The sequence below is a fragment of the Gimesia panareensis genome, assembly GCF_007748155.1.
In the GTDB taxonomy this organism is placed as follows: domain Bacteria; phylum Planctomycetota; class Planctomycetia; order Planctomycetales; family Planctomycetaceae; genus Gimesia; species Gimesia panareensis.
This window is the reverse complement of record NZ_CP037421.1, coordinates 3,101,949-3,128,659: the sequence shown is the minus strand read 5'-3', so window position 1 is coordinate 3,128,659 and position 26,711 is coordinate 3,101,949. Positions and strand designations below refer to the sequence as shown.

Below are 26,711 nucleotides of genomic sequence, written 5' to 3'. Positions count from 1 at the left end.
AAAGCGGAATGATACGTCGGGAGCGTTTTTCTTACAACCTCAATCCAGATAAGGGCTTTGTGAAATTCACAAAACCCCGCTGGTCCACTATTTCTGCAGGCTCAGCAGGATTCGCTCTGCCCTGCCAGTTCAGGTGCTTCAGAGGCGGCTTCCATCTCGTGGCCTGAGACGATCACTTCAAAGCCCAGGTCGGCGATCATTTCGTAATCGGCTTCTGCCGCCTGTCCTTTGGTGGTCAGGTAATCGCTGACAAACATGGAATTCGCAGCATAGAGTCCCATGGCCTGCATGGAACGCAGGTTGACTTCGCGTCCACCAGCGATGCGGATCTCGGTGGAAGGATGGACCATGCGGAACAGGCAGAGGGCTTTCAGGCAGTAGCGGGGGTCGAGCTCGTCGACCGCTTCCAGTGACGTGCCGTCGATGGAGTTGAGGAAGTTGACCGGGATGGATTTGGTTTCCAGAGTCCGGAGTTCCAGGGTGGCGTCCACGATGTCTTCGGGAGTTTCTCCCATGCCCACGATCAAACCGCTGCAGAGTTCCATACCGGCTTCCCGGGCCACCTTCAGGGTGTTGAGACGGTCCTCATAAGTGTGCGTCGAGCAGATCTTATCGTAATACTCGCGGCTGGTGTTGAGGTTATGGTTGATGCGGTTCACGCCGGCCTGGGAGAGGCGTTTCGCCTGTTCTTCAGAGAGCAGACCCAGGCAGCAGCAGATCCGCAGATCGTATTCAGATTTGATTTTTTCGACCACATTCGCGACGTGTTCGACTTCCTTATCAGTCGGCCCACGACCGCTGGCGACGATGCAGTAGGTACCCGCTTTGGCTTCATCAGCGGCTTTGGCACCATCGAGCAGTTTTTCTTCATTCAGCATGCGGTATTTGGGAATCTCCGCCTTGGAGCCGCGCGCCTGTGAACAGTAACCGCAGTCTTCCGGACAGAGACCGCTCTTTGCATTTTTCAGATAGTAGAGCTGGACCTGTTTACCAAAATATTTCTGACGCACCCGGTAGGTGGCTGCCAGCAGTTCGAGCAGTTCATCATCTGAGGAGTTTAGGATTTCCAGCCCCTCTTCTCGGGTCAGCTGATAGCCGGATAAAACCTGGTCTGCCAGCGACTGCCAGCGGGAAGATGCAGGAATCTGAGTGCTCATTAAAAAGATCTTTCAGTAGTAAACAGCAAAGATGTCGCTGGCTGAAGCACCAGCCTCGTTATACTTTGTTCTCGCCCTGAATCACCATGGGTATGGTTGTGTGTATAGTGCAAGTCCTTTGGAGGGCGAAGTTTAACTGGTCTGGCTGAAGCTGCCGGATCAGAAACAGGGAACTTGTGCCTCTATGATAGGCGATCTGGGTGAGAGTACAAGTTTCGGAATGGCACGGAACCGCGACAGAGGGGAGAAATGGCAGTTTTGATCAGTAAGAGGTGCGAATCCATTTCTGGTTCACTTCCCCGGAATCATCACGCAGTGTGAACATTTTGTCCTCGATGGTGTGGATTTCGCGGACAAATTCACTGCCCCAGAGCTGGTTGATGTAATCCACTTTATTTTCGGGTTTTCCGCCTACTGTGCGCAGAGTCAGTTTACCCTGGTTGAGGCTCCATTCGATGTCGATGATCACCCGCTCTCCCAGTATGGTCGTCCAGAGCCCCTGTGGTTCGACGATCATAGTCGCTTTACCGTTCTCTTCGATCGTGAGAATCTGTTTACTGGTGCTCTTGGTCTGTTCCCATTTGCCAACCAGCCGCTGGAGAATCTCTTCGGATGTCAGCTGGGAAATCATGTCGCTGGAGATGACAGCCGGCTTTGTTGAGGGAGTTTCAGCTGTTTTTCCCGCTTGCTCGCCCTGTGCAGACGGCAACTTCACGCGGGGCGGAATCTGCTGCAGAACTGCCTGGTGCCGTTTGGTTGTCTGCCGGGGATGTGTTGACTGCTGTTCTGCATTCGTTGCGTGGAACCAGACGGGAATGGAGAATCCGGTCAGTGCCAGCAGCAGGAGCCCCGTTTTTTTGTTTACCATTGAATGTCTTCCTGAACGTTCTGAATTACCGTATCGGTAGCGCAACTATATCTTATTTTCGGTTCGTCTGGAGCCCCGGATTTCTTAAAAATCAGGCCAATTCTGTACTTTTGCACCAGTTTTTGCCGCAAAGGTCTTAGCGACCGATACTTCCATTGATCGTTTTTTTCTTCACGACAGGGGTGTGAAAGTGGATATGGCTTTCGCCGATAGTGGCCTTTAAGCGATTTTCAAATTCTTCACTGCAGGAGACACGCAGATTGCCAGGGGGGTTTAAGACGTATCTCAGGCTGGTTTCAGGCTTTTCCTGATCGACGGAATCGACTACCAGGATGACCTCGGTCTGGCCCGGGAACTGCGTCAGCACATCATGCACGTTGACCATGTCCTGTCGCGTATGCACGCCCCGTTTGAAGTTAATCGCCAGCCGATCCGTAAACTGCTTGCGGGCGTCATTGAGAGTCAGCAACTGGTCGACGATGACGTTCGGCTCCCTGCCCCGTTTATCTATCTTTCCCTTGATGATGACCATCGCTTCCATTTTGACTTTTTCACCGAAGCGGGCATACTGTTCGGGCCACATGATGCAGCGGACCAGGCCATGCGGGTCTTCGAAGTCAAAGTTCACATAGCGGGTGTGACCGTTTTTGCTCGGCTTTTTGGTGGCTGCATTTTTGATGGATGAGATCATGCCGGCCAGAATCACTTCATCCCGGTCTTCCATTTCCGCAAGTTCGTTGGTTTTGTTCTGGGCATATTTGGTCAGGGAATCCCCCATTTCGGCCAGCGGATGTGAGGTCAGATAAAAACCGAAGACTTCCTTTTCCGCAGCCAGCTTTTGTGCCCGGGACCAGTCTTCGGCTTCCGGCAGCAGGGCCTCATCCGCCGAGCCCTGTTCATCGTTGCCGGGTTCATCTCCAAACAGACTTTTCTGGCCGCGTGCCCGATCCTTATGAATTTTGAGAGCGGACTGCACAGCCCGTTCCACGCTCAACATCAACTGCGCCTGGTTGCCCCCCAGGCTGTTCAGGGCACCCGCTTTGATCAGAATTTCCAGGGCACTGCGGTTCAATGATTTGGGGTCAACCCGTTCACAGAGATTGAACAGGCTGGTGAAAGGTCCGTTTTCCTCGCGCTCTTTGACCACCTCTTCCAGGGCCTGCTCCCCGACGCCTTTGATCGCCCCCATGCCGAAGCGGATCTTCTCGCCATCCACGCTGAACTCGACATCGGAGCGGTTGATGTCCGGCGGCAGCACTTCGATTTTCATCCGGCGGCAGTCATCGACGTGTTCGTTGATCCGCTCATGGCTTTCCATACCACAGGAGAGCAAAGCCGCCATGAACTCTTTGGGGTAATGCGCCTTGAGGTACGCGGTCGCATACGCGACACCGCCGTAGGCTGTCGAGTGCGATTTGTTGAATCCGTAACCGGCGAATTTTTCGATCATGTCAAAGAGTTCGACCGCCAGCTTTTCGTCCATGTCCCGCTGTTTGGCACCGGCGATGTACTGGTCTTTGAACTCGGCGATGATTTTGAGCTTTTTCTTACTGATCGCTTTAATACAGCGATACGCGGCGGAGAGCTCAATTCCCCCGACCCGGTTCAGAATCCGCATCACCTGTTCCTGGTAGACCATCACGCCGTAGGTCTCTGCCAGAATTTCATCCACGATCGGATGAACTTTGGGAATCGGGATCCGGTTGTGTTTCACATCGACATACTGCATCACCATCCCCCCTTCCAGAGGGCCCGGGCGATACAGGGCCGAGGTCGCGATGATGTCCTGGAACTTGTCCGGCTTCATCTTGGTCAGCAGGTCACGCATCCCGCCACTTTCCAGCTGGAAAATTCCCTTCGTCTCGCCACGCTGCAGCAGGGCGAAGGTCTCTTCATCATCCAGCGGCAACTGGTGCGGATTGATTTCGAGGCCGCAATGTTTCTTCACATTCTGAACGGCTTTGTCCAGGATGGTCAGGTTGCGCAGACCGAGGAAGTCCATCTTGAGCAGGCCCACCGATTCCACGGTGGGGCCGTCCCATTGAGTGATGATGTCAGTTTTGCCGGTGATCGTCTGCAGCGGGACGACTTCCGACAGGGGCAAGTCTGCCACTACCACACCCGCGGCATGGGTTCCGGCACTGCGGCAGAGGCCTTCCAGCTGCATGGCCAGATCGAGCAGTTGTTTGACTTCCATATCCTGATCGTAGGCGGCCTGCAGGTCGGGACTTTCCTTGATCGCATCCTTGAGTTTGATGCCCAGGGACTCCGGAACCATCTTGGCAATTTCGTTAACGCGGGCCAGCGGCACACCCAGTGCTCGTCCCACGTCGCGAATGGCGGCTTTGGCTTTCAGGGTACCGAACGTGCCGATCTGGGCCACGCTCCGCTCACCGTATTTCTTTTTGGTGTAATCGATCACCAACTGACGGCGGTCGCGGCAGAAGTCGATATCGATATCGGGCGGCTCGGTTCGACTTGGATCAAGAAACCGCTCGAACAGCAGGTCATATTTCAGCGGACAGACCTGCGACATGCCCAGCAGAAAAGCGACCATGGCACCGCAGGCAGAACCACGGGCCGTACACGGGATTTTTTCACTTTCCGCGAAGACGACAAAGTCCCACACGATCAGGAAGTAACTGGAGTAGCCCATCTGCTCGATGACGCCCAGTTCGGTATTCAGACGATCCCAGTGCGCCTGGCTCAGTTCATCGCCATATTTCAGGGGCAGACGCTCTTCACACAGCTTACGCAGGTACTGCGTGTCTGTCATTCCATCGGGTGGCTGAAAGACAGGATAGAATTTTTTGTCCGACATCTGGATGTCGACCCGCTCGGCGACTTCCTGGGTGCGGGCGACCGCATCTTCGAAGCCGGGAAACGCATTGTACATCTCTTCCTGCGTACGGACAAAAAACTGATCGCCGGTCATTTTCATCCGTTTTTCATCGGAGACGACCGAACGGGTACTGACGCAGAGCAGCACGTCCTGGGCGACCGCGTCTTCCTGTTCGACGTAATGGGCATCATTCGTTGCGACCAGGGGGAGCCCCATTTTGTTAGCGAGTTCGACGGTCCCCTCCATGCACTGCCGTTGAATTTCCAGGCCGGCGTTCTGGATTTCCATATACACGCGGTCGCCGAACACCTTTTCATACCAGGCGCACAGTTTTTCTGCTTCTTCCCAGTCTTCCCCCAGGATGTGGTGCGACAACTCACCCGCTGCACAGCCGGTTAACAGGATCAGGCCGTCACTGTGGGCTTCCAGGATTTCCTTGTCGATGCGCGGCTTATAATAAAAGCCTTCCAGGTAAGACATGGATGAGAGTTTGATCAGGTTTTCGAACCCCTGTCGGTTCTGTGCCAGCAGCGTCAGGTGAAAGCTGGCCTCCTTCATCCGCGAGGCCCCCTTTTCAAAGCGGCTACGAGGGGCGATGTAGGCTTCCAGGCCCAGAATCGGATTGACTTCCTGGCTGCGGCACTGGCTGTAAAAGTCCATGGCTCCATACAGGTTGCCGTGGTCCGTAATCGCCAGCGAATTCATGCCCGCTTCTTTGATCTTGCTGACCATTTCCGGGATGCGGCTGGCACCATCCAGCATGCTGAAATGAGTGTGACAATGCAGGTGAGCAAAAGGGCGTGGGTCGCTCATGAGTTTCCGTGCTCCCGTATGAGAAATGCCATCCAGGCAATGATCGGCTTGCGCAGTGAGAGATATCTGTATCAGGACCCTGCAGAGAATTCTGTGGCAGGGACCCTGATAAAGAGTGTATGTGGAATCTCGGGTTTGTCAATCTACCTCAGGGGATTGAGATTCCGGTTTTTAATATGCACGACGATTGATCTCTGATCTATCGGGACTCGCTTATGTCTGGTTCTGAATACCGGCCGATTTGATGCTTTTCATGCTGAGAAATCGACGGGGAAAGCGGAATCAGGTTTTTCGGGCCTTTAATTCGAAGTCGTAGGTGTCCTGGGGTTTCTGAACCGTGATCTTTTCTTTTGTGTATTGCGGGTTGGTGTACTGTTGAGGCAACATTTCTTTGGCACCGACTGCCGCTGGTTCTGCCCCTTTTTCCATCGGTGAACCATCGGGCATCACCATTTTGGAGAAAGTGACGGAATATTCTCCGGGTTCCACTCCTTCGGCTCCACTGCGATGTTGAATGGTAAAGTGGCCATTATCATCGCTGATTCCAAACGCCGTGTCCTGGGGGGTATTGCCGGCTGCTCCCTGCTGGGGATAAAGAATGATGGTCACCCCGGCAGCCGGATCACCGTTCACCGTGATCGTTCCTTTGACCGGGGTTAACTCAGGGAGGTTGGACTCTTCAGAACCGCAGCCGGACAGCGCCAGTCCGAAAATGCACAATAAACAGAGCGCCAGTTTACTTGATTGCATGGTATTCATCCAGAAAGAGAACAGGCTCCACAAACAGATGTTAATGGAGCCTTGCAGAAAGCGAAGTCAATTAAAATTCACCGAGGATATTGCCGTCGCTGATGCGGGCCAGGTTCACTCGTGTGCTGTAGTTGATGTTTTCGGAAATGAACCGAACGGCACCATCGGCCATCAACACATGGATTCCGCCGGTATGACTGCTGCCGGGGAAGCCTCCCGATCCATTGCGACCGATTCTACCAGTTGTAGTCGAGGTGAAGTTGTCCCATGTGCAGCAGCGCCATTCATTGATCCCTGCCTTAGAGTTCTGCAGTGTGACGCCGAATTTCGACCAGCCCGGGCCAACCCAGGTGACAGGTTCATGTGCTGAGACCCAGAGTTCCAGTGTCGTTTCAACCATGGCGACAGAGTTGCTGGTACCGTCCGTGATGTCACGGACTTTACAGTTGGAGTTCGTGCCAAACATGGCCTTTGTGGTGGATGATTCTTTGGACCACAGGCCGGCGTTATTGGTGTTGGTGACACTGAAGCCGTAGCTGGTCTTCGCGGAATTGGGTTGGGGAGATAATGTTGTTCCATTTCCCCCGCCGGACCGGGAAACACAATTGCTGACACGCGTGGGGCTACCCGGATCAGACGGGCAGAGAAACAGGTTGATGATATTGCTGCCCAGATTGATGTTATTCTGCTGATTTGCAGCCGATCCGGACAGCGTACCGGACCCGGAAGTGCCACAGTTACCGCTTCCCAGGTAGTTTCCCGAGGCAGCGGTTAAGATGAATTTATTGTAGAGCGGTGCCTGATCAATGTAGGGCAATAGCATGATATAGCCGGTGTGGTTCGTGACGGGAGTCAAACCGGAACCGCCAGGGTTTTCCGTACTGTAGGGAAAGACCGTGAACGCATCATGGTAGTTATGTAAAGCCAGGCCTAATTGTTTCAGGTTGTTTTTACACGTACTTCGTCTGGCCGCTTCGCGTGCCTGTTGAACGGCTGGCAGCAGCAGGGCCACCAGAATGGCAATGATCGCAATGACCACCAGCAGTTCAATTAATGTAAATCCACGTCTGTAAAATCTCGGTGTACTTTTCATGACAATTTTCTCGCAAACTGAGCTACATAGGTAAGGAGTGAGGAGTGTACTTGCGGTGGTAGTGTATTGGCGTGAGTAACTGTGTGGGATCTAATGATCAGTGGATTCAATCTAGCTGTGCCAGTTTACTTTTGTCAATAGAAGAACAAATGCACTCATTTCAGGAGGGGGGAACGAGTGGAACTGTCAGCGACTTTATGAATTTTAAGTTGAGATGTGGAAGGGGTTTGTTTTAATAAAATATGTTACGTTTCTAATTTGGAATTTATGCACCATTTCTCAGGTTGGAAGCACCTGTTTGTGCGAAACGTGAATCTGGGATGAAGTCGCAAAAGCGACTGGGCTAACCAATCCAGAGATTGATGTACCAGTTCACGCCATCAGCCAGAGGCGGGCAAATATCGCAGGCCATCAGCAGAGGCATGTAGAAGGCGGCGAAAAAAGGCGAACTCATCGAATTGAAAGAGGCGTACCATTGCCAGAACAGTGGGCCAATCGAGAGCACGTAGAGCGAAAGAAAAACGGTGACCTGAATCAGGGAGCCTATGAGATACCGCCGACGAGCTTTCTTACGAAGAGAAAGCTCTGTTTCCGTTTCGGGCAGATCAGGTGCTGACGTCAGTTCACTTTCCATGGTTCCATTTTACGCTTGCAGGGCGAGTCGGGTCAAATACCTGTTTGCAGATGATCGGCGAAAATCCGTTAAATTCATGTGGACTTCATGGGAGCAAACTACGGGAGTTTCTGATTTTCACGAAACCAGTCGATGGTGCCTGACATCGCCTCACGATAGGTCGTTTGGGGATGATAGCCGAGCTCCTGCTGGGCTTTGAGCGTACTAAAATCCAGGTTCAGTCCCAGAAACTTGATGCGGGCCTGTGAAAGGATCGGGGCCTGTTTTTTTCCCAGCAGTCGCCAGAGCCCTTCCAGCATCTTTGCCAGATGCCGGGCGACGGGCAGTGGAACTACTTTTTCGGGTGACGGATAGCCGGCCAGTTCCGCAATGGTCGAGATGAATTCCCGTTTGCTGACCAGGGTGACGTCGGTGATGTTATAGATCTGCCCGACGGCCTGATCCTGATTCAGTGCCAGGAAAATGGCGTCGACCAGGTGTTTGACCCACGTGTTGTTCATCAGCTTCTCGGGAGAACCGAGATAGGCAAACTGCCCCGATTTGAGACGCTCCAGGATCCGGGGCAGCACGGTTCGGTCGCGGGGACCGTAGATGAACCCGGGACGCAGGATCGTATAGGGAAGCGTCTGTTGCTGCAGCAGTTGTTCGGCTTCGATCTTACTCAGGGTGTAACCATCGATGCCGGACGCATGCGGGGGCTCGGTTTCGTCTGTGCCGTAATGATCACGGGCTTCATACACGCCCAGGGAACTGATATGGATCAGACGTTGGAGCGCGCATTGTTCCTCGATCGCCGAGATCAGACTGGCCAGGCCGGTGACGTTGGTCTGGCGGTATTCTGCGAGGTTGCCCCAGTCGCCGACCTTGGCTGCGGTGTGGACAACCCGGGTGACGCCTGACAGTTTTCCCTGTAATGTTTCGGGCCGGGTCAGGTCCCCTTCTACCAGTTCCACCCCCTGCTCCTGCAGGAATGTCGCCTGGTCTGCCGAACGGACCAGTGCGACGACCGGTTGTCCGTTTTCCCGTGCCCGCTGGATGACCTGACTGCCCACGAGTCCGGTGGCTCCCGTGACGAGCAGTTTTTCTTCCGCTGATTGATTCATGTCTGCCATCCCTGTCTGTCTGAAATTTTGTATCGACGTACGTCAGTCGGTCGGAGAATCTGCTTTCAGTGCTGTGACGATCTGTCGGGAGCGAGAACCCTGCCCGGTGAATTCAAAGCGACGCGCGGTTTCTGAAATGTGAGTGATTTTGATCTCCAGCACGTCTCTGGGCAGCACGTCTGCAACTTTTTCGGCCCATTCAATCAGGCAGACTCCGTCTGCGTACAGCAGCTCATCTGCGCCCAGCTCCAGGAATTCATCGGTGTCCTTGAGACGATAGGTGTCGAAATGATACAGGGGAAGCCGCCCCTCGTATTCCTGGATCAGGACAAACGTGGGGCTGTTGACTTCTGCGGGATCCACACCCAGAGCCTGGGCGATCGCCTGCACCAGCCGGGTCTTCCCCGCACCCAGATTCCCGTTCAGCGCGAGCACGGTTCCCGGAACCAGTCGGTCCGCCAGCAGCGTTCCCAGCCGCCGGGTATCTTCCTCACTGGTGGACTCGAAGGTCCATTCTGCCGCGGTTTCCAAGTGTATGTCTTTCCTGAATCTGAAGGGAACTCACAATTCTGATGCTGGTATAGCCGGTTTTCCATGAAATCACAATGCAAACCGTGGGAAGTTCGCATGGGAAAAGATACCAAAACCGCAGGCAGTCTCATTCAGCCGATTTCCAATTTGCGGTCCTGCAAGTTAGAATAGCACACAACCTCCACATTGATCCCCTGCCTCGAAATTCTGTCTGAAAATGTCCTACGCCTATCGCTGCCTGATTTGTCTGACACTCACGCACATCATCGTTGATGCCTCGGCGATTGTAGTCGGCCCTCTCTGGGGGGAACTGGAGCGGGTGCATTCGCTTTCGGAAAACGCACTGTTCCTGGTGCTGACCATTCACGCCCTGGCCTCCTCGCTGGCACAGCCGGTCTTCGGATACATTCGCGACCGCTACCCGATTCCTTCCATCCTGTGGATCGGACCTGTGCTCGGGGCTGTGATGATGCCCCTGGTGGGACCCGCTCCCGATGTGACGGTGTTGTGCGTAGCGCTGTTGTTGGGCGGAGTCGGCATCGGCTCCTTTCATCCGGAAGCCGCCGTGGTGGCCGGTTCATTAATTCCGGAGCGCCGTACGCGGAGTCTGTCGCTGTTCATGTTTGGCGGTGCGATGGGACTTGCGCTGGGGCCCATTGCCTGTGGTGCGATCGTTTCCACCTGGGGGCTGGCCAGTGTCTGGCTGCTGGCCCCCTTGTATGCGGGACTGATCCTCGTGCTGCATTTTGTGGGAAAACCGCCCGCGAAACTGTTCGAACGCGATCGGAGTAAGAAGCCTCAGTCGCTCTATCACATGCTGGAAGGGAAAATCTTCTGGGCGCTGTTTCTGTTCATGGTCTGTTCTCTACGCCTGGTGCCCAACATGGCGATGGATAAGTTGATTTCCTTTATCCTCAAGGATCAGAATGTATCGGCGTTTCAGATCGGAATGGTGCAGTCGGTCTTTCTGTTTTCCGCCAGTGCCGGCATGCTATTGATGGCATTCCGTTTCAAATCGGGACATGAAAAAGCATTCATGATTGCCTGTCCGCTGCTGGGGATTCCCTTGATGCTGGCGCTCGGCTGGGAAGGTTGCCCGCTGTGGTTGATGACCTTGCTGCTGGTTCCCTGTGGTCTCGTGTTATGGGGCACGAGTCCCGCGATGGTTTCGTATTCTCATCAGCTGTTTCCCAAGGGGGGCGGCGTCGCATCGGCGATTACGATGGGCATGGCCTGGGGAGGCGGCGGGATGATTCAGGCGAAAATTACGAGTCATTTTGTCGCACTGGGAAAACCGCAGCTGGCCTTTCATGCCATCATTCCCTGCCTGCTGCTGGCTGCCGTGGGGGCGACGCTGTTACCGGCCCTGTCGAAGCAGCCTGAGCCGCAGTCCGACACACTCGAGACGGCCTGACCGGACTGATAGGTGCGGAAAAATCCCCTCCCGCAAGGGCCAAAAGTCGGTTTGAGGCAATATTTGAGGTGAACGGATTTGACATAGTACAAGATATGGTGTCTGATCCACGACTTGAAAAAATATTCGCTCAAAATGATCGATTCGCTGGACAGCCTGCAGGCGTGGTACTAAGATCCCCCCACTTGAATGATTCAAACTGATTCACAGCCATCATTCAAACGGACTGACGAAATTCAGTCCCCGACGGACCGAAGGAACGGACCGCTAGAAGAGAATGGATTCTATTTTCTATTCGTTCGACAGGGGGGATGATTCATCCGCTCGAACGCACTTCGATAGCGTACCGCTTTGCTTACTTCGGTCCCCGGATTTTGGGGATATCCCGTTACCTCCCCGCCCTTTTTTGACCGCACAGGAAGTGCACTGAAGTGAAGGATGGAATCGATGTCAAAAAAACCTCTGATCGGAATTACCGGAGACTTTCGCCCTGAGCAGAAAGAAACACAGGCCCTGAGCTGGTTCTACACCGGCTATTATGACTCAGTGACAGATGCCGGTGGTATTCCCATCATGGTTCCCCCGCTGGCCGATGACGACGATTTGAAACAGATGCTGGAACAGTTGGATGGACTGGTCCTTTCCGGCTGTGCCCTGGACCTGGATCCGATTCGACTGGGCTTTGAAAAACACCCCGCTTCCCGCGCTATGCCGCTGCGTCGCGAAGACTTTGACCGTCGCGTCTGCACCATGGCCATGGAAATGAAAATGCCCCTGCTGGCCATCGGAGCCGGCATGCAACTGATGAATGTGATCGGCGGCGGAACACTGCATCAGCATGTGACTGAAGATGTCGCTGGTGCCATGTACCACCGTGATGGTGTCGAAGCCAATCTGCGTCACATCATTGATATCGTACCTGGTACCCGTGTCGATAAAATGTATGGTCCTGGAGAAATCCGGGTGAACAGCCAGCATCATATGGCTGTGAAATATGTGTCCAAAATGTTTGTGGTTTCAGCGACTGCCCCTGATGGAGTGATCGAAGCCATCGAAGTGCCTGATGAAGACTGGTTCTGTGTCGGCGTGCAATGGCACCCGCAGAATCATTCTGCCTCCGCACTGGATATGCAGGTCTTCGAAAACTTTCTGGCTGCCTGCGAAGAGCCGGAACCACAAATTCTGCAAATGCCTGTCCGCAAAGCTGCGTGATCCACTGGCTGATCGCGGATGCACTTCTCGAAACCGTTTTTTCAGGATGGAATCGGTTCGAGTATTCAAGGGTGCCTCAGCTTTGTGTCATCGAAAATCGATGAATCAAAATCGGCAAGTCATTAGGACTTGCCGATTTTTCTTTTCCGGGTCGGGGCTGGGGAAAGTTTCAATAGTTTCAATATATGACGGTTAATCTGACGATAACGATATTATCCACCAGGTGTGCGCGAAGACTGACGAACCATCGCGTTCCGGTGAATCTCGAAGAAGTATCATAACCCGCTGACAGAGAACCGTTTACGGCGAAGTTGCGAACGCAGTTTTGCCTGACAGAGCCCGAACCAAGCTTATGACGACTGCCCAATATAAGGTCGACCTGCAGATATACAGTGGTCCATTGGACCTGTTGCTGTACCTGATCCGACGGAATGAACTGGACATTCTGGACCTGCCCGTCGCGACCATTACGGCCTCCTTCAACGAGTTTCTGGATGTGCTGGAGCTGATCGATCTGGATCTGGTGGGCGACTTTCTGGTTATGGCCAGCACACTGGCAGAGATCAAGAGCCGGATGGTGCTGCCCCGGGCCGAAGAGGAAGAGATCGCGGAAGTCATTGATGATCCCCGCAGTGATCTGATCCAGCAATTGCTCGAATACAAGAAGTTCAAAGACGCCGCCAACGCACTGGAAGAACACGCCGCCGAATGGCAGGAGCGTTACCCGCGACTTTCAGACGAACGCCCCAAAACAGGCAAAGATCCCGCCGAGGATCTCATCAAGGAAGTCGAACTCTGGGATCTGGTCAGTGCGCTGGCCCGCGTGGTCAAACGCAAAGAGGTCGAAGAAGAGTCCAGCATCACCTACGACGATACTCCGATTTCGACCTACGTGGAGCGAATCGGAGCACGTGTGCGTGAGGAAGGTCAGGTCGCTTTCAGTGCATTCTTCGAAGGCGAAAAACTGCGTAGCCGGATTACCGGGATCTTCCTGGCGATCCTGGAACTGCTCCGTCATCATCATTTTCGTGCCGATCAGCCGGAAGACTATGGCGAAATCTGGGTCAAGGCTCCCCTGCCCGAGTCGGAAGCAGCAGAGGGGACTACCGAGTCTGAGGTCCCTGAAGCTGAGGCCACAAGCTCCGAAGTTGCTGATGCAGAGACGGTCGCTGAAGCTTCAACCGAAGCAGAGACGCTTTTGGAGACTGAGGAATCGACACCTGAAGCACCGGGTGAAACAACCGCTGCCCTGGAATCGGAGCCTGTTGAAAACGGACCGCCGGACTCTGAAAACGGAGATGACACGGATTTTGAGCCGCCACCGCAAGAGGCCTGAGTGCTTTTATCAGGTGTCCTGACTTGGATCTGATGATCTTTCCCGGTGAATCGACCGGGCCCTTTGTCCACAGCACACGGATGCTCTACAATATCTTCCAGAACAGAAGATGATTTACGCGCCACTGTAGTGACAGGACGGGCGCGCAGGCAGCATTCAGAGAGCAGAACGACCATGTCCGTGTTTCAATTGCAGAGTGACTTTCAACCTTCGGGTGATCAGCCCAGTGCCATCGCTGGTCTGGTGAAAGGGATCGAAGAAGGAAAGTCGGACCAGGTTCTGCTGGGGGTCACGGGGTCGGGTAAAACCTTCACGATGGCGAATGTGATCGCGGAACTGGGCCGACCGGCTCTGGTGCTCTCACACAATAAAACGCTGGCCGCACAGTTGTATTCAGAATTCAAAGAGTTCTTCCCGAATAACGCGGTCACCTACTTTGTGAGCTATTACGACTATTACCAGCCGGAAGCCTATATTCCCCAACGTGACATTTACATTGAAAAAGATGCTTCGATCAACGATGAAATCGACCGGCTGCGTCTATTGGCAACGAGTGCACTGGTCAGTCGACGCGATGTGATCGTGGTCGCCAGTGTGAGCTGCATTTACGGTCTGGGTTCGCCCAAGGATTACCTGGAGATGATGATCCCGCTCCGGGTGGGAGAGGAGATCGACCGGGACGAAATGCTGCGGAAGCTGGTGGATATCCAGTATGACCGGAACAATGTCGAACTGGCGCGGGCCCGATTCCGGGTGCGCGGGGATGTGGTCGAATGCTGGCCGGCCTACGAGGAATTCGCCTACCGGATCGAGTTCTGGGGAGATGAAATCGAAAACCTGGCGATCATCGATCCTCTGACTGGTGAAGTATTGCGGACCGTGAAGGAAGCTTACATTTATCCCGCGAAGCACTTCGTGTTGCCTCAGGAACGGATTGAGTCGGCCATCAAGGAGATCCAGGAAGAACTCGACGAACGGCTGGCGGTCTTGCAGAGCGAAGGGAAATTACTGGAGTCACAACGGCTCAGTGCCCGGACTCGCTACGATATGGAATTGCTGGAAGAGGTCGGTTTCTGTCCGGGGATCGAGAATTACAGTCGTGCGCTGGCAGGCAGGAAGCCGGGCTCTCCGCCGGATACCCTGCTCGACTTCTTTCCCGATGACTTTCTGATGTTTGTCGATGAATCCCATGTGACAGTCTCGCAGATTCGGGCCATGTTCGCCGGGGACCGCTCGCGCAAAACGAATCTGGTAGATCACGGTTTCCGGCTGCCGATGGCCCTGGATAATCGACCGCTGACCTTCGAGGAGTGGAATCAGCGCCGCAGGCAGACCGTGTTTGTTTCTGCAACCCCCGGTGACTGGGAGTTGCAGCGTGTGGAAGGCGAAGTGGTCGAGCAGGTGATTCGCCCGACGGGGTTGATCGATCCTGTGATTCGTATCGTCCCGGCCCGGGGACAGGTGCCGCATCTGAAAGAGGAGATTCTCAAGCGGGTTGCCGTCAATGAACGGGTGCTGGTCACCACGTTGACCAAACGGCTGGCGGAAGATCTGTCCTCCTACTTTCAGGAAGAGGGGATCCGCTGTGCCTGGCTGCATTCCGAACTGGATGCGTTTGAGCGGGTCGAAATTTTGAGAGGGCTCCGCGAACAGAAATATGATGTGGTGGTCGGGATCAACCTGTTGCGTGAAGGCCTGGACATTCCCGAGGTCTCGCTGGTGGCGATCCTGGATGCCGACAAGGAAGGCTTCCTGCGCAGTGAAACGAGTCTGATTCAGACGATCGGTCGTTCGGCCCGGCACGTGAATGCCGAGGTGATTCTCTATGCCGATCGGGTGACTCCCAGCATGCAAAGCGCGATTGAAGAAACTGAACGCCGCCGCGCGATTCAGGAAGAGTACAACCGCGAGCACAATATTACTCCGGAATCGATTAAAAAGGCAATCAAACGCGGCATCGAGGAAGAGGTCGAGGCCCGACAGTTTGTACGGGAATCGGTCGGCTTCTCTGATGAGTCGGAGTACATCACCCAGGAATTTCTCAACGAACTGGAGAGTGAAATGCTCGAAGCCGCGGAGCAGCTGGAGTTCGAACGGGCTGCCCTGTTACGGGACCGGATTGATGAACTGAAGAAGTCAGGCGGCAAAGCGACGAAGTCGTCGACCGGGAAATCATCCAGCCGGGGCGGCAAAAAAGGAAAACGTCAGCGCCGTAGACGCTGATTCAGCTTTCCGATTCGTTTCCGGAAACCAGTTGTCTCAAGGCTGCCCCGGTGAGGGATGCGGAATTTTCAGCGACTTCCGCTGGTGTGCCTGTGACGACGATCTGGCCTCCCTGGTCCCCGGCTCCCGGTCCCAGGTCAATGATGTGATCGGCCACCTGGATGAGCTGCAGGTTGTGTTCGATCAGGATCAGCGAGTGTCCTGCAGTCAGCAGGTATTCAAAGCAGTTGAGCAGATACTGAATATCGAGCGGATGCAGTCCCCTGCTCGGTTCATTCATCAGAAACAGGGTCCTCTTGCGGCTGCTGGTCGTCAGGTAGGCTGCCAGTTTCAGTCGTTGACATTCACCGCCGGACAGGGAGGGAAGCGGCTGTCCCAGTGGAATGTACCCCAGTCCGACATCCTTCAACTGCTTTAATTTCTTCTGCAGCGCCGCCTGTCCCCGGAAAAACGGGAATGCCTCATCGACGGTCATTTCGAGGACTTCCGCAATATTCAGCTTGCGATATTTGATCTCCAGCAGTTCTCTCTGGTAGCGCTGACCATGACAGGACTGGCAGACCATGGTCAGGTCCGCCAGAAACTGCAGGTCGATTTCAATGAAGCCGGTCCCTTTGCATTCAGGGCAGCGGCCTCCGTTTTTGCTGTTAAAGCTGAAGTCTTTGGCCGTCAGATTTCGCAGCCGGGCATCCGCAGTCTGGGCGAAGATCGATCTGATCTCATCAAATAGATTGAGGTAAGTCGCGGGGATGCTGCGGGGCGTCTGGCCTGTCAGCGCCTGGTCCAGCAGTACGACTTCATCGATCTGGTCCGCCCCGGTGAGGGATTCATAACAGGTGTCAGGTTTCGAGGCGGGGTCTGCTGTCAGTTCCGCAACCAGGCTGGAGAAAAGTGTCTGTTCTACCAGGCTGCTTTTGCCGCTGCCGCTGATCCCAGTGACAACACAGAGTTGTCCCAGTGGAAAAGTCACTGACAGGTTCTGCAGGTTGTTGCGGGTGCACCCCCTGAGCGAGATCGCTCCGCTGGCCGGTTTACCTGACAGAGGCTGAAATTCGCTGGAGTGAGACGCTTTGAGAAACTGGCTGGTGGGGGAGCCAGCTGACTGTTGCAGTTCTGAAAATGTCCCCTGAAAGACCAGTTCCCCTCCTGCTTTGCCGGCACCCGGTCCCAATTCGATAATGTGGTCGGCAGCGCAAATGAATTCGGCATCGTGTTCTACTATCACCAGGCTGTTATTCAGGTCTCGCAGTTGACGTAGAACTGAGATCACCCGCTGTCTGTCAGCAGAGTGCAGACCGGAAGAGGGTTCGTCCAGCACGTAGAGAGTATTGACCAGGTTGGAGCTAAGAACGGCAGTCAGGGCAATTCGCTGGAGTTCCCCGCTGGAGAGTGTGGAACGGCGTCGGTTGAGTGTCAGATAGCTGATCCCCAGGGCTTCCAGAGTGGTCAGTCGCTCCGAGATTTCTCGGATCAGCGAGGAGAATGCTGGTCCTGCGTCGAGTGCTCCCAGCCAGCTGGCGATGTCTTGGATGGGTTGCTGCCCGAGTTCGTGGATGTTGACGTCTTGGATCCGGACGGCCAGCGCCGTGGGATTGAGTCGGCTTCCCTGGCATGCAGGACAAACGCGTTCTCCCAGTTGTGGATCAGAGCCCGTGCCCTGACAGACGGGACAGGTTCCTGTCTGACTGAAAAAGTTGAATAGTTGTGGTTCGGGGGACAGAAAGGACTGCTGGCATTGAGAGCAGATCAGGCTGTTAAAAAAATCAAAGCGATGCCAGTCTGTCTGGTCTACGGGAAAGAGGGGGCCCGGTGTCTGGCTGGCGGGGGGATCTGCTGTCAGCAAGACCGCCGATCCTGCAGATTCTTCAAAGGCCAGTTCCACGCTTTCCAGGATCCGCTGATCATCCATTTTTCCCGTGCTCAGTCGATCGAGCACGATCAGGCAGGGACCTGCATCGGGGAGTTGCGTATCCGGATCGTCGAGTTTACAGGTTTGCTGATCGATGATGGCGCGCGTCATCCCCTGTTGGATCAGCTCTTTCAGCAGTTTTTCGGTTGAATTTACAGAACCGGGTACCAGGGGGAAGCAGATCTGGAAGCGGGTCGATTCAGGCAGGGTTTTGATGAAGGCCAGTACGGATTCGGGAGATTGAGGAGTCACGGGGATCTGGCATTTCGGGCAGATGACCAGTCCGAGTGAGGTGAACAGCAGGCGCAGATAGCTCTGGATTCCTGACTCGATGCCCACAGTCGGTTCCCGGCTTTTGCTGGTAGAGGCATGTCTGCCGACATTCTGTTTGAGAGCAATGGTCGGCGGGATCCCGGTAATCTGATCTGCATCCGGTTTGGGCAGCTGGTGGATAAACTGACGTGCTGCCGGGGAGAGCGTTTCGAGGTAGCGTCGTTGTCCTTCTGCATAAAGCGTGTCAAAGGCAAGGCTGGTTTTACCGGAACCGCTGATGCCGCAGATCGTCACCAGCTGATGCAGAGGCAGATTGAGTTGGATGTTTTTCAGGTTGTGAACGCGAACGCCGCGCAACTGGACCGCAGGCGTGTCAGGGTTTTCGAATGATGCGCCGGGCGAAGGTTCAGTCATATGCTGTCAGTTTCAGGCAGCGTCTGAGGCGTCCAGGTAATTGCTGATCCGGTTTTTGGGAGACAGTCCGGGGGCAAAATCCTGTTCGGTGCGCTGCAGACGGTACTGCAGGACGTAGGCGTCTTCGCCGGCATCTTCAAAATAGTTCCGCAGCACGGAAACCGCGCGAAAATCCATTTTCCGGAAGAACAGCTGTGCTGGCAGGTTGGTTTCACGGACTTCCAGGACAATTTCCCGCCGACGTTGCTGCGAGAGCTTGTCGATGACCCGTTGCACCATCTGCCGTCCAATCCCCTGCTGGCGGAATTCGGGAGCGACAGCAAAGTTCAGCACCTGGATCATGGATTTATGCAGTTCATAAATCATGAAGCCCACGATCTGGTGGTTATGCTCGGCGACCATGCCAATGCAGTTCCGCTGTCGGAGGCAACTGAGAAAATACTCTTCGGACCAGGTGTATTCAAAGCTTTCTTCTTCGATGCGGAGAACCTCTGGCATGTCTCTGCGAATAAGCCAGCGAATTTGAACCATTAAGTCTTGATTGGATGGTTGATTGAGACTCATAGTGGCCTTCCTGCTACTGATAAGTGCTTCAATAAGTTCCTGCAACTGGTGTCCTGCTTCATCCTGAATCAGACAGCAGCTGGATCGAAAAATGATGACGGTAAAAGTTAGCCTGGGCGCCGGTAATCATGGGTCATGATTGAAGACGTGAATCAATGTTGATGACGCCAGAAACAGCGAGGTTGATTCGCGAAACTTATCAGAAGTCGAAAACGGCGCACAGAGGAATTTTTGTTTTTTTTAATGAAAACAGAAACGTGCAGGAGTGGATTTGCGCAGATACTGACCTGTCCAGTTGTAACTGGTCATATCAAATTCACTCTACAGCAGGCCTTGATCAGCCTTTGGGAGGAATCGGCATCCGGCGTTTCATCACCATGTGATTGATGACTTCTTCGACTCCGGTCAGAGCCTGGATTCGTTTGCAGAGATCAGGGCATTCATCGTCAAATTCGAGAACCCCTTCCAGGCAGACACCATTTTTCGTACGACGTACGACCAGTGAATTCAGGCAGACATCAGCGTCAATTGCCAGAGCGTGTTTGATTTCACATTCCAGCGCGTGAGGAGCCTCAAAACTGCGAGGTGCAATACGAGATGCGGATTTTGCGGGAAGAGGTTGTGACGTTCGGGGGAGAGATTTGCTTTTCATGTGGTTGTTCCTTTCACCACCAGTACTAATTCGTTCCATCACTATGTTAATCAGCGGGCCTGTCCTCACCTTTTATCTTAACATTGATTAGATGGACCGAAAGATGAAAAGCAAATCTTCTTCTGAAGATTTTTAAAAAAGGATTCCTCCTTCCCCCATTGAATTTCAGGTCACTTTGAGGTGGTGATTGTACAGAGGGAATAAGGGATTTTGTTGATGGTGTAGATGGCTTCCATGTAGTAAGCGACATGGCCTTTGTCTGGTTTGTTTATTTTTGCCAGATAGACATCTTTGTCGGAAGTCACATCCTGCGACGTCCATTTGGCGTCGCGAAAATCTTTGTCATCGGAATAGGCACTCCAGACCCTGACCCGGGTCGGTTTACTGGCACAGGTTAGTTTGAGTTCGTAAGCACTGCTGTTGTCCCAGGTTATGTTCGGCAGCTCTTTGCCGGTCGCTGCATGCAGAAAGAAGGCGGCGATGGTCTGCAGGGCGTATTCGACCCCATTGCCCAGGTCATGGCCGGCATTGGGCACCTGCAGGATGTACTTGGGGCCGACCAGGTCGGACCAGTAGAACTGCATCGCATCCACAACCCAGTAGGGGTCATTGGTGCCGTTGATCAGCAGCTTGGGAAGTGTCAGCTGATGGCGGTAAGTGTAAGGATCCATCATCAGACGCAGGTGTTTTTCCCGGGCGGATTCTTCCCCCTCGACGATCAGACCTTTACTGGTGTAGTCGATGATCTGGACACTGTATTTCCCCCAGGTGTTGATCTGATGTTTCATCTGCTTGCGAAAATTCAGTGTGTCGATCACGATCGGAGCGGTAGCAATAATCCGCTTGTCCACAACCGGGGTCAGCCAGCTGGTCCAGCCCCGTTTGGAGGCCCCGGTGATGACGAAGCCGTCAATTTCAACGTTACGGTGTTCGCGGGCGATTTCCTGGATGGCATCCATGGCTTTGACGGCACTTTTCGCCATGGGAAACAGGAGAGGCCAGTTTTCATCTCCTGTTTTCAGGTAGCGCAGCCAGGTTTCCGTAATCAGGTCGTCTTCTTTTTTACCTTCAAACAAGGGTTGATTGGGGACCTGAGTCAGTAAGGCGATGCGGGCTCCGGTGGTTTTCGCAAGCATGAAGGCTGGTTGGAGCCGTTTTTCACTGGGGCGGGAACCATTGCTGCCCCCCGTAACAAACAGCAATACCTTGTTGTTGATCTGCACCTGGTCAGGCTCAAAGATGTAGAGCCAGTGTTTCCAGGTATGGCCCTGCCAGGTTTGTGACGTCAGTTCGACCGGGTAAGCCGTGACGCCATCATGCGACAGCGAGTCGTGAATTTCCCACTTGTATTCCGGCTCTTCTTTTTTGATGTAGTTGAAGAAGGCCTCGGGGACTTCCTTTGCCTCCGGAGGTTTTGCACGCAGGTTGATGTTTTCTGCTGCATGAGTGGTGGTTGTGAGTAATAACAGTAACAGGAACGTGAAGGCTCTACGTGTCATGGTTTGATTCCAGTTTTTATTCACAGGTGACCGGCGTACCGGGAGGGCTGGAGGATATTCTCCCGGTCGCTTTGGTCGCAGAGGATTGTAGTCGCGATTGTTTCGTGTGCTATTTCGTTGTCAGCTCAATGACGCCCAGGTCAATGGGGTCTCCTTCTTTGACGCTGAATTCGATCTTAGGTTTCTTGGGGTCGTTATAGCGTTTCTTCAGCTTATCCGGTCCGCCGTAACTGCGGGTCATCAGATCGAGTTTCTTCCATTCAAAGGTCAATGCATAGTCACCCGCAGGCAGGCCGTCACCACTGGTGTAAGTGGAAAGTTCAAAGCTGCCGTCGTTCTGGGTTAATCCCCCGGAGATGGTCGGGTGTTCTTCGTCAACTGTCCCCTTGTTGATGCATTTGATCTGGATCGGAGAGCCGGGGTCCTGGCCGTCGACAGTGATTTTTCCTTTCACAGGAAAGGTTTGTTTGGTGTAAGGTTCTTCCACACTGCTGCAGGCAGCCAGTGAGATAAAACTGAAAAAAAGATAAAGGGAAAGCAGGTTCAGTCGTTTCATGGAGCTTTCTCAAGAATTACTGGTTCAGTGAGGATGGTGTTCCGGCCATAGCGCAGGCGCCTGTGTGTGCCTGGCGCCTGGCTTTGACCCTGTTTTGTGGAAACTGATCAGATTGATCAGAATTCACCAACTATTTCACCACCGGCACGGGTGGAGAGTGATGCCAGTGTGTAAGCGTCGATGTTCTGGCTGAGGAACCGTACAGCACCATCGCCCATCAGGAAATGCGCGCCTCCGACGTGAAAGCTTAAAAAGCCGGTGCTGCGTCCATTGCTGCAGTTAATCGCACATGGGCCACCGTTTCCGCTGGTGGACGTTCCGTCGCGCAGCGATCCTGAATACCAGTGTTCGCCACTGAGGAAGTCTCCCCAGCCGCCCCCGTTGGTCGATCCCAGGGCTGCTGTCAGAGTAGGATTGAGGGTCGTACCGCTGTAGATATTGGTCCCGCCAACCCGTTCCCCGAGCAGAATGGTATTAGAGGTGCCGTCGATCACATCGCGAATTTTGGTGATGCCATCGCCTGGCGATCCAGAAGTATCAACACCAACAAAGGTCAGGATTCCGCTGCGGCTGGAAGGTGAAGGATGGCCGGTGTAGGCAATGCTGGAGAAGTCGCCACGTACACCAGTTGCAGGACCGTAGTCAGAACGCGCTGCCGTCCAGGTCAGCGGGAAACCGGCCGGGGTGAGGTCGTAGTCATGCTTCGTCGCTTCAGGGGTTGAGGGGCACATGAATACGGGGAGCGGCGTGGCGATGACTGTCAGGTTTTGTGCGACCTGGGGATAAACGGCTAATTCATTCAGGGCAGGAAAAGAAGAGTTCCACTTGTTGTACAGAGGAGCCTGATCAAGGTAAGGGAGCAACATGATGCCGTAGCATCCAGCTTTGGGGTTGGACAGATTTGTTGGATCCAGGAACCAGGCAAAGGGGTATGAGCTGTGCGTGTCATGGTAGTTGTGGAAAGCCAGTCCCAACTGCTTCATGTTATTTTTACAAGTGGATCGGCGGGCAGCTTCCCGGGCCTGTTGGACTGCTGGCAGCAGAAGTGCAATCAAAATGGCAATAATCGCAATGACGACAAGTAGCTCAATCAGAGTAAAACCTTTTTTTGGGCGCGAGTTCAGTTTCATCCTCTTTTCTCCTTAAGCACAGCGAAATGAATAACGGGATCCAGGGAATATCAGCGTAAGATTACATTCTCCATCTAAGAGAGATCTCTTCTGTTTTATATTCAGCAGACCTCTATCCACCTTTTGGTTGAGGTTGCTGGCAAGAACTTGCAGTTTGAAGTTAACCTTAAAAGTCAGGTTTTCGTTTACTACCAGATAGTTGAGACGTGGGTTTGAAGGTATCTGATAATTAACCAGCATACCCTTCGGAGAATTCACAATCCATATCATTATCTATGAAATAGGTAAAAATACTAATTTTAATTTTCAGGGTAGATGCAGTGAAGAATGGCAAAGCAAAATCGGGGCCAGGCTGAATGAACTCGGGGTTGAGATTCTGGTTCAGCAACAGTCTCGACCGCTGAGTGGTGAGCTCATTTCAAACGAGTGCCAGTAGAAAAAATGCCTGTCCGGGAGTGTAATAATTACAAGTCTCCAGCGTCACGGCATTTTTTTGCCTATCCCGGCTTGACCAGATTTTAAGAATCAGGAGAATGCCCCCACTTCAAAGACACGACCCTTAAATCACTTCAAGTCACATCCCTCAGCCAGATCCGGCTGACACTGGTTTTCGACCACCTTTACATCACAGCATACTTCTTGCCGCTCCTTTCACACATTGGTTTTACTGAAATGCATGGTTCTTACCTCACATCCATGTCATCTTCATCGTTGAGCTTGTCGCCAGGGACGATTGCCATCAGCTTGAGATCGCAATTTCCCTCCGCGAGTTTTGTGGACTGTGCAGATATTTGCGTGACCTCCCTGCAGGCCGACAGTCGGCGTTGTCAGTCGGGCGATCTGTTCGTGGTGATTGCAGGCACGAACGAATCGGCCGAGAAATATATACCCGAGGCAATCCGAAATGGAGCCAAGGCGGTTTTGACGGGGCGACCGCTGACCGGGCTGGAAGTCCCCCAATGCATCGTGTCTGACGTACGCAAGGCTTACGCAATCCTCTGCTCGGAACTGGCAGATCGTCCCTCGCGGCAACTGGATGCGGTGGGCATTACCGGGACGAATGGAAAGACAACGGTCAGCTGGCTGGTCAGGTCAATCTTACAGAGTGCCGGTCGCAAAACCGGGTTGTCTGGAACGGTCGAATATCATGACGGCAAGACTTCCCGCCCTTCCTCGCTGACGACACCGGACGCATTGGAACTGTCAGAACTGCTCTCAGCGATGGTTAAAAACAGAGTGACGCATGCGGTGATGGAAGTCTCCAGCCATGCCCTGGATCAGAGCCGCCTGGCAGGTACGGAACTGGCGGTAGGAGCAGTCACGAATGTCACTCAGGACCATTTTGACTATCATCAGAATCTGAAAAATTATGCAGCCTGCAAAGCCCGGATCATCGAGCATCTCAAAGCCGATGGGACACTGGTGCTCAACGGTGATGATCCCATCTGTCGCTCCATGGCAGAAGCAGTGCAGTCAACTCAAACACTGCTGACCTACGGACTCAAATCGGAAGCGGATCTGCAGGCGAGGGCTGTGCGAGAATCGGCTGCCGGTACGGAGTTTGAAATCGTTTTCAGAGAGACGGCACTACCTGTGAAAACAACACTCATCGGTCAGCATAATGTCTCTAACTGCCTGGCGGCGACGGCTGTCTGTCTGGGGCTGGGACTGTCACTGGCAGAAATTGTGGCGGGAATTACAGCCCTGGAAAATGTCCCCGGTCGGATGGAGCAGGTGAACTGCGGACAGACTTATACGGTCCTGATCGATTATGCACATACCGATGATGCCTTGAGGCATGCGATTCGTTCTGCCCGACAGGTTTGTGGTCAGCGTCTGTTCTGTGTCTTCGGTGCCGGTGGAGATCGTGACAGTTCGAAACGCAGTCTGCTGGGAGTGGCAGGCAGCGAAGCGGATCGCGTCATCATTACCAGCGACAATCCCCGCAGTGAAGATCCGTTTCAGATCATGAAAGCCATTGCCGCGGGTTGCCAGTCACAGGGAGTGACGCCGGAACTGATCGAAGATCGCAAAGCGGCCATTGAATTCGCGCTGGCAGAAGCCGGGCCAGGAGATCTGGTGCTGATTGCCGGCAAAGGTCATGAATGCGAACAGATTTTGCGCGACCGGAAAATTCCCTTCCGCGACCGCCACGTTGTCGAACAATATCTCACGGGGCAAAGTATTTCCGATTCACAGAAAGTTTCTGCCTAAACCATTTTTGACAGGATCACGTCAGGTAAAATCGTCATGGATCATCTCTCTCTCACAACGCTCAGTCAGGTGCTGCAAGGCAGATCGATGAACATCGATTCTGCAGCCGCTGACGTTGCCGGGATCTCGATCGATTCGCGAACGGTGCAGCCGGGCGATCTGTTCTTTGCGATTCAGGGGAAACGACAGGATGGTCATCAATTCGTTGGCCAGGCCCTCTCGCAGGGGGCAACTGCCTGCGTCGTGAAACAGGGCGCCGTTGCCGATGACAGTTCCGCACCATTGCTGGTTGTAGACAATGTGAATCAGGCGCTGGCCGGGTTTGCCCACTGGTATCGCCGGCAGCAGACAGCTACGGTGATCGGGGTGACCGGGAGTATCGGTAAGACGACTACCCGTAACATGATCCATTCGGCACTGGCACCTTATCTGAAAGGCGTCCAGAGCCCTGCCAATTACAATAATGAATTTGGAGTGCCTCTGAGCATCGCGCAGCTCGAGAAACAACATCAGTACGCGGTCCTGGAACTTGGCGCATCCCAAACGGGTGAAATTCGGAAGCTGGCACAGATCGCCAGTCCTGAGATTGGAGTCATTTCAGGGATTGGTCCTTCCCATCTGGAACATTTCGGTACGCTGCAATGCACGGCAGAAGCGAAAGCGGAATTGTTCGAGCAACTGCCTGCCTCGGGGCTGGCAATTGTCAATGGAGATGATCGCTACGCGGACTTTCTGGTCTCACGCAGCCCGGCACCCGCTTTCCGGGTGGGGTTAAGTGATGACAATGATCTGCGTGCTGCAGGAGTCCACCGGGGAGAGTCGGGACTGACCTTTCACGTGGAAGGGACGGAGTTCGTCATTCCGGTGGTCGGCAAGCATTTTGTCTACCCGGCTCTGATCGCAATCGCCGTCGGAAAAATTCTGGGTCTGACCAGTCAGGAACTGTCGGACAGTTTGCGTGCCTTCCAGCCAGTGCGTGGTCGCTGTCATGTGGAACTGATCGGGGACTGGACCGTTGTGGACGATGCTTACAATTCGAGTCCTGTCTCCATGCGGGCGGCCTGTGAACTGCTCAGCGAATGGCCCACAACCGGTAAGCGGGTTCTGGTGATGGGCGATATGCTGGAACTGGGGCCGGACTCTGCCAGCTACCATTATGAGATCGGGAAAAAGATTGCCGGTTCTCCCATTGAATGGCTGTTTGTGTGTGGCGAACAGGCAACAGCTGTCGTCGCCGGCGCTGTGGAAAACCAGTTCCCTGCGGGCCGTGTGGTCCAGGGAGTTGATATCGAAGAGATTCAAGCAGAAGTATACTCCCGGCTGGAACCGGGAGATGTGGTTTTAGTCAAAGGTTCCCGTGGCATGCGAATGGAACGGCTGATCGATTATCTCCAACAGCAGGTTTCAGAGCAGGTCACCGAGGGAGAAAAGAATATTTCATGTGTCTAACGTTGTGATTTCACCATGTGCTTCGGGTTTGCGGGAATCCAGAGCGCGTCCGTTTCGGCGGACAAATCAGCACCG

The 26,711-nt window shown here is 53.8% G+C and carries 20 protein-coding genes; 6 read left to right on the top strand and 14 right to left on the bottom strand.

What is annotated here, in order from left to right:
* Window positions 1-101: 101 nt before the first annotated feature.
* From bioB to tsaE, 8 genes are all read right to left on the bottom strand, one after another.
* Window positions 102-1,157 (bottom strand): biotin synthase BioB, encoded by a 1,056-nt coding sequence (gene bioB / locus Enr10x_RS11795; protein WP_145107608.1) that lies wholly within the window; start codon window positions 1,155-1,157, stop codon window positions 102-104.
* A gap of 262 nt (window positions 1,158-1,419) precedes the next feature.
* Entirely contained in the window at window positions 1,420-2,025 is a 606-nt protein-coding gene (locus Enr10x_RS11790) for a hypothetical protein (RefSeq protein ID WP_145107611.1), read from the bottom strand.
* Between the two features lie 136 nt (window positions 2,026-2,161).
* Window positions 2,162-5,680, bottom strand: a complete 3,519-nt coding sequence (gene dnaE, locus Enr10x_RS11785; protein WP_145449250.1) for a DNA polymerase III subunit alpha — start codon at window positions 5,678-5,680, stop codon at window positions 2,162-2,164.
* 282 nt (window positions 5,681-5,962) lie between these two features.
* Window positions 5,963-6,430 carry a carboxypeptidase-like regulatory domain-containing protein gene (locus tag Enr10x_RS11780; RefSeq protein ID WP_145449247.1) on the bottom strand — a complete coding sequence of 156 codons (468 nt, stop codon included), beginning with the start codon at window positions 6,428-6,430 and terminating at the stop codon, window positions 5,963-5,965.
* Between the two features lie 70 nt (window positions 6,431-6,500).
* Window positions 6,501-7,523, bottom strand: a complete 1,023-nt coding sequence (locus Enr10x_RS11775) for a DUF1559 domain-containing protein (protein WP_145449244.1) — start codon at window positions 7,521-7,523, stop codon at window positions 6,501-6,503.
* A gap of 343 nt (window positions 7,524-7,866) precedes the next feature.
* A complete protein-coding gene (locus Enr10x_RS11770; protein ID WP_145449241.1) occupies window positions 7,867-8,157 on the bottom strand; it encodes a hypothetical protein in 291 nt (96 codons plus the stop codon).
* Between the two features lie 98 nt (window positions 8,158-8,255).
* Window positions 8,256-9,260, bottom strand: coding sequence for an NAD-dependent epimerase/dehydratase family protein (locus Enr10x_RS11765; RefSeq protein ID WP_145449237.1), 1,005 nt, complete (start codon window positions 9,258-9,260; stop codon window positions 8,256-8,258).
* A gap of 42 nt (window positions 9,261-9,302) precedes the next feature.
* Window positions 9,303-9,791, bottom strand: a complete 489-nt coding sequence (gene tsaE, locus Enr10x_RS11760) for a tRNA (adenosine(37)-N6)-threonylcarbamoyltransferase complex ATPase subunit type 1 TsaE (RefSeq protein WP_145449234.1) — start codon at window positions 9,789-9,791, stop codon at window positions 9,303-9,305.
* Between the two features lie 217 nt (window positions 9,792-10,008).
* Here tsaE and Enr10x_RS11755 point away from each other — a divergent pair, with 217 nt between their 5' ends.
* The 4 genes from Enr10x_RS11755 to uvrB all read left to right on the top strand — a co-directional run bounded on the left by Enr10x_RS11755 (window position 10,009) and on the right by uvrB (window position 15,976).
* Window positions 10,009-11,205, top strand: a complete 1,197-nt coding sequence (locus tag Enr10x_RS11755; RefSeq protein ID WP_145449232.1) for an MFS transporter — start codon at window positions 10,009-10,011, stop codon at window positions 11,203-11,205.
* Between the two features lie 447 nt (window positions 11,206-11,652).
* Complete coding sequence (locus Enr10x_RS11750) at window positions 11,653-12,417, top strand: gamma-glutamyl-gamma-aminobutyrate hydrolase family protein (RefSeq protein WP_232093337.1); 765 nt, start codon at window positions 11,653-11,655, stop codon at window positions 12,415-12,417.
* Between the two features lie 352 nt (window positions 12,418-12,769).
* Entirely contained in the window at window positions 12,770-13,753 is a 984-nt protein-coding gene (locus Enr10x_RS11745; RefSeq protein WP_145449226.1) for a segregation/condensation protein A, read from the top strand.
* A 174-nt stretch (window positions 13,754-13,927) separates the two neighbouring features.
* Window positions 13,928-15,976, top strand: a complete 2,049-nt coding sequence (gene uvrB, locus Enr10x_RS11740; RefSeq protein ID WP_145449223.1) for an excinuclease ABC subunit UvrB — start codon at window positions 13,928-13,930, stop codon at window positions 15,974-15,976.
* A 1-nt stretch (window position 15,977) separates the two neighbouring features.
* Here uvrB and Enr10x_RS11735 read toward each other — a convergent pair whose 3' ends face one another.
* The 6 genes from Enr10x_RS11735 to Enr10x_RS11710 form a co-directional block, all read right to left on the bottom strand.
* The gene (locus tag Enr10x_RS11735) at window positions 15,978-18,572 is read right to left on the bottom strand and encodes an excinuclease ABC subunit UvrA (RefSeq protein WP_145449221.1); all 2,595 of its coding nucleotides are present in this window, start codon (window positions 18,570-18,572) and stop codon (window positions 15,978-15,980) included.
* Window positions 18,573-18,584: 12 nt separating this feature from the next.
* Window positions 18,585-19,136, bottom strand: coding sequence for a ribosomal protein S18-alanine N-acetyltransferase (rimI, locus tag Enr10x_RS11730; protein ID WP_145107639.1), 552 nt, complete (start codon window positions 19,134-19,136; stop codon window positions 18,585-18,587).
* Window positions 19,137-19,473: 337 nt separating this feature from the next.
* Window positions 19,474-19,788 (bottom strand): hypothetical protein, encoded by a 315-nt coding sequence (locus Enr10x_RS11725; RefSeq protein WP_145449198.1) that lies wholly within the window; start codon window positions 19,786-19,788, stop codon window positions 19,474-19,476.
* A 170-nt stretch (window positions 19,789-19,958) separates the two neighbouring features.
* Window positions 19,959-21,287, bottom strand: coding sequence for a PhoPQ-activated pathogenicity-related family protein (locus Enr10x_RS11720; RefSeq protein WP_145449197.1), 1,329 nt, complete (start codon window positions 21,285-21,287; stop codon window positions 19,959-19,961).
* Window positions 21,288-21,396: 109 nt separating this feature from the next.
* The gene (locus Enr10x_RS11715; protein WP_145449195.1) at window positions 21,397-21,843 is read right to left on the bottom strand and encodes a hypothetical protein; all 447 of its coding nucleotides are present in this window, start codon (window positions 21,841-21,843) and stop codon (window positions 21,397-21,399) included.
* A 116-nt stretch (window positions 21,844-21,959) separates the two neighbouring features.
* On the bottom strand, window positions 21,960-22,973 hold the full coding sequence (locus tag Enr10x_RS11710; RefSeq protein ID WP_145449193.1) for a DUF1559 domain-containing protein: 1,014 nt from the start codon (window positions 22,971-22,973) through the stop codon (window positions 21,960-21,962).
* A gap of 672 nt (window positions 22,974-23,645) precedes the next feature.
* Between Enr10x_RS11710 and Enr10x_RS11705 the strand changes: the two genes are divergently transcribed.
* A complete protein-coding gene (locus Enr10x_RS11705; protein WP_145449191.1) occupies window positions 23,646-25,187 on the top strand; it encodes a UDP-N-acetylmuramoyl-L-alanyl-D-glutamate--2,6-diaminopimelate ligase in 1,542 nt (513 codons plus the stop codon).
* A gap of 36 nt (window positions 25,188-25,223) precedes the next feature.
* Entirely contained in the window at window positions 25,224-26,636 is a 1,413-nt protein-coding gene (locus tag Enr10x_RS11700) for a UDP-N-acetylmuramoyl-tripeptide--D-alanyl-D-alanine ligase (RefSeq protein WP_145449189.1), read from the top strand.
* The last annotated feature ends 75 nt before the right edge of the window (window positions 26,637-26,711 follow it).